The organism is Mucilaginibacter sp., from assembly GCF_039207105.1.
In the GTDB taxonomy this organism is placed as follows: Bacteria; Bacteroidota; Bacteroidia; order Sphingobacteriales; family Sphingobacteriaceae; genus Mucilaginibacter.
This window is the reverse complement of sequence record NZ_JBCECK010000285.1, coordinates 1-3081: the sequence shown is the minus strand read 5'-3', so window position 1 is coordinate 3081 and position 3081 is coordinate 1. Positions and strand designations below refer to the sequence as shown.

Sequence of the window (3081 nt, the reverse complement as noted above, 5' to 3'; positions counted from 1 at the left end):
ATTATTACAAATAATTTATACCTTTGCATCCCCGCAGAAAGAACTCCGGGGACATGTTGAATACATAAAAATTAAAAATGGCAACTAAAATCAGACTGCAAAGACACGGTAAAAAAGGTAAACCTTTTTACTACATCGTAGTAGCAGATGCCCGCGCTCCACGCGACGGTCGTTTCATTGAGCGTTTAGGTTCATACAACCCAAACACCAACCCTGCAACTATCGACATTAACTTCGAAAAAACTTTAGCTTGGGTTAACACAGGTGCCCAGCCAACTGACACTTGTCGTGCTATCCTTTCATACAAAGGTGTATTGTACAAAAAACACTTAGAAGGTGGTGTTAAAAAAGGTGCTTTAACTGAAGAACAAGCCGCAGCTAAATTTGCTGAATGGACTGAGCAAAAAGAAGGTAAAATCACCGGTAAAAAAGCTACTTTATTATCAGCAAAAGACGAAGCGCGTAAAGCTGCTTTAGCTGCTGAGGCTAAAAAGAAAGAAGAAAAAGCTGCCGCTATTGCTGCTAAAAATGCACCAGTTGCAGAAGAAGAGGCACCAGCTGAAGAAGCTGCTGCTGAAACTGATGCTGCTGAAAGCGCAGAATAATTTTATTATTAAAACTTATTTAATGGCGAAGCTCCTAACTAAAGGTTCTTCGCCATTATTTTTTAATCCCGATTTTTCATGAAAATTGATGATTGCTTCAGGGTAGGCAGTATATTAAAAACCAAGGGCCTGAAGGGTGAGATGCAGATCTATGTAGATTTTGACAACCTGGAAGCCATTAAGTTCGACGCCATTTTTATTGATGTGGCTGGTAAGCTGATACCTTATTTTGTGGCCTCTATCAAATACCTGCAAAAAAGTAATGCCTATTTATACCTGGAAGATGTGGATACTATTGAAAAAGCAAGCACCCTGGTAAAAAGAGATATTTACCTGCCTAATAAATTAAAACCCAAAAAGAAAAAAGAGGAATTTACGTTGAACGACGTTGAGGGTTTTATTGCCATTGATGAAACCCACGGCGAACTGGGTGAGATACTGGAAGTGCAGGAATACCCGCAGCAATTGATAGCCACAGTGGAGTACCAAGGCAAAGAGGTTATGTTTCCGCTGAATGTGGAGATCATTAAAGGGATTGACGTAGATGCCGGCGAAATTTACATTGATTTGCCTGAAGGCTTGCTTGATGTGTATTTGGAGGGATAGTAAATAGATTAAAGACTTTTGGACTAAGGACAAAAGACAAGGGAAAGCCGGTATTGTAAATACTGGCTTTTTTATTTTTGAAAAATAATGGTCAACTTTATATCGATGATGAATAATGTAAACTCAAACAATTATGACATCAAAACCCACCTTTGCGCCGCAGTTGGTTATACCCAATGGAGTAACTGATATTAGTTTTTACATCAACGCTTTTGGCGCTACGGAGCTGCGGCGTTTTAGTAATGATGATGGCACTATCCACGTGTCGGAATTAAGTATCAATGGAGCTTTGTTTCACTTGCATGAACAAACGCAGCGCATAGCCGCTGTTAGCCCGGATACGCATAAATCAACCACGGTAACCATAGGCCTTTTTGTTGATGATGTGCATGCCGTAGTTGAGCAGGCAATAAAAAGCGGCGCTCGTTTACAATCGGCGGTGCAGGATTATGACTACGGCTACCGCCAGGGCGAGGTGGTTGATCCTTTCGGGCATCAATGGCTTATTGAAAAGGCTATTTAACAGGAAACAATAAATAACTTCGTTATGGCAAACCAACCAACCTACGGCAACGGTAAAATATGTTATATAGAAATTCCGGCGAACGATATTAAAGCTTCTGCCTCATTTTTTCAGAAAGTATTTGGCTGGCAGATCCGATTGGATAATGCCGGTAATACTTCCTTTGATGATGGTGTGGGAGAGGTAAGCGGTATGTGGGTAACCGGACCTAAGCCAATGACCAATGCCGGCTTCGTGATCTCTATCATGGTTGATGATGCCGAAGCTGCAGTTGAGCTGATCAAGGCACATGGCGGTACAATAGTAAAGCCGGTGGATAAGAACACGTCAGAAATAACCGCCCATTTTACAGACCCTGCCGGTAATTTGTGGGGAATATACCAGCATGGAAGATGAATTTGATGTGTGGATGTGCAAATTTTAAATGTGCGGATTCTCTGATCTGAATCTGCGGAAATTTAGAATTTGCACATCTACACATCCGCATATCTGCACATCAATCAACAATCTGCACATCCAGATATCTGCACATCAATCAATAATCTGCATATTTGCACATGCGTTTTGATATCATCTCCGTTTTGCCCGATCTGCTGACAAGCCCGTTTGCTCATTCTATTTTGCAGCGCGCGCAAAAAAAAGGCATAGCCGAAATACATGTGCATAACCTGCGCGATTACTCAACCCAAAAACAAAAAAGTGTTGACGACTACCCTTACGGTGGTGGTAGCGGCATGGTTATGACCATTCCGCCCTTTGCGGCTTGTATTGAAAAGCTTAAAAGCGAGCGGGAGTATGATGAGGTGATTTTCATGTCGCCGGATGGGGAGCGCTTAAACCAGGCTATTGCTAACCAGCTTTCTATAAAAGGCAACATCATTATTTTATGCGGACATTATAAAGGGATCGACCAGCGGATACGTGATATTTATGTTACCCGCGAAATTTCCATTGGCGATTACGTGCTGTCAGGCGGCGAGTTGCCTGCCGCGGTTTTGGTGGATGCCGTGGTGAGGCTGATACCCGGTGTATTGAGCGATGAAACATCGGCACTGAGTGACTCTTTCCAGGATGATATGCTGGATGCCCCAGTATATACCCGCCCGGCCGACTGGAACGGCCATAAGGTACCCGATATACTATTGAGCGGTAATACCCCTGAAATTGAAAAATGGCGCTTTGAGCAGGCCTTGGAGCGTACAAAAAGCCGTCGTCCAGATCTGTTGGAATAAACGGATATTGATGAAATTAATGGAGTTGTCAACCACTCACTTAATCAACAAAATCAACCAAAAGGCACCCACAATTTGTTAATAAAAAACAAATTGTGGAAATTTTTAAAATACC

At 42.3% G+C, this 3081-nt stretch carries 5 protein-coding genes; all 5 read left to right on the top strand.

What is annotated here, in order from left to right; genetic code table 11:
- The first annotated feature begins 77 nt into the window (after positions 1–77).
- The 5 genes from AAGC65_RS25625 to trmD all read left to right on the top strand — a co-directional run bounded on the left by AAGC65_RS25625 (position 78) and on the right by trmD (position 2966).
- A complete protein-coding gene (locus AAGC65_RS25625) occupies positions 78–605 on the top strand; it encodes a 30S ribosomal protein S16 (RefSeq protein WP_343115299.1) in 528 nt (175 codons plus the stop codon).
- A gap of 78 nt (positions 606–683) precedes the next feature.
- Positions 684–1211, top strand: coding sequence for a ribosome maturation factor RimM (gene rimM / locus AAGC65_RS25620; RefSeq protein ID WP_343115298.1), 528 nt, complete (start codon positions 684–686; stop codon positions 1209–1211).
- 133 nt (positions 1212–1344) lie between these two features.
- The gene (locus AAGC65_RS25615; protein WP_343115297.1) at positions 1345–1734 is read left to right on the top strand and encodes a VOC family protein; all 390 of its coding nucleotides are present in this window, start codon (positions 1345–1347) and stop codon (positions 1732–1734) included.
- Positions 1735–1758: 24 nt separating this feature from the next.
- Positions 1759–2130: a VOC family protein gene (locus tag AAGC65_RS25610; protein ID WP_343115296.1), complete on the top strand. Its 372-nt coding sequence runs from the start codon at positions 1759–1761 to the stop codon at positions 2128–2130.
- A 161-nt stretch (positions 2131–2291) separates the two neighbouring features.
- Positions 2292–2966, top strand: coding sequence for a tRNA (guanosine(37)-N1)-methyltransferase TrmD (gene trmD / locus AAGC65_RS25605; protein ID WP_343115295.1), 675 nt, complete (start codon positions 2292–2294; stop codon positions 2964–2966).
- Positions 2967–3081: the final 115 nt, after the last annotated feature.

Coding starts and splice junctions, on each gene's coding strand:
- AAGC65_RS25625 (WP_343115299.1), top strand. CDS start 78: ATGGCAACTAAAATCAGACTGCAAAGACACGGTAAAAAAGGTAAACCT.
- rimM (WP_343115298.1), top strand. CDS start 684: ATGAAAATTGATGATTGCTTCAGGGTAGGCAGTATATTAAAAACCAAG.
- AAGC65_RS25615 (WP_343115297.1), top strand. CDS start 1,345: ATGACATCAAAACCCACCTTTGCGCCGCAGTTGGTTATACCCAATGGA.
- AAGC65_RS25610 (WP_343115296.1), top strand. CDS start 1,759: ATGGCAAACCAACCAACCTACGGCAACGGTAAAATATGTTATATAGAA.
- trmD (WP_343115295.1), top strand. CDS start 2,292: ATGCGTTTTGATATCATCTCCGTTTTGCCCGATCTGCTGACAAGCCCG.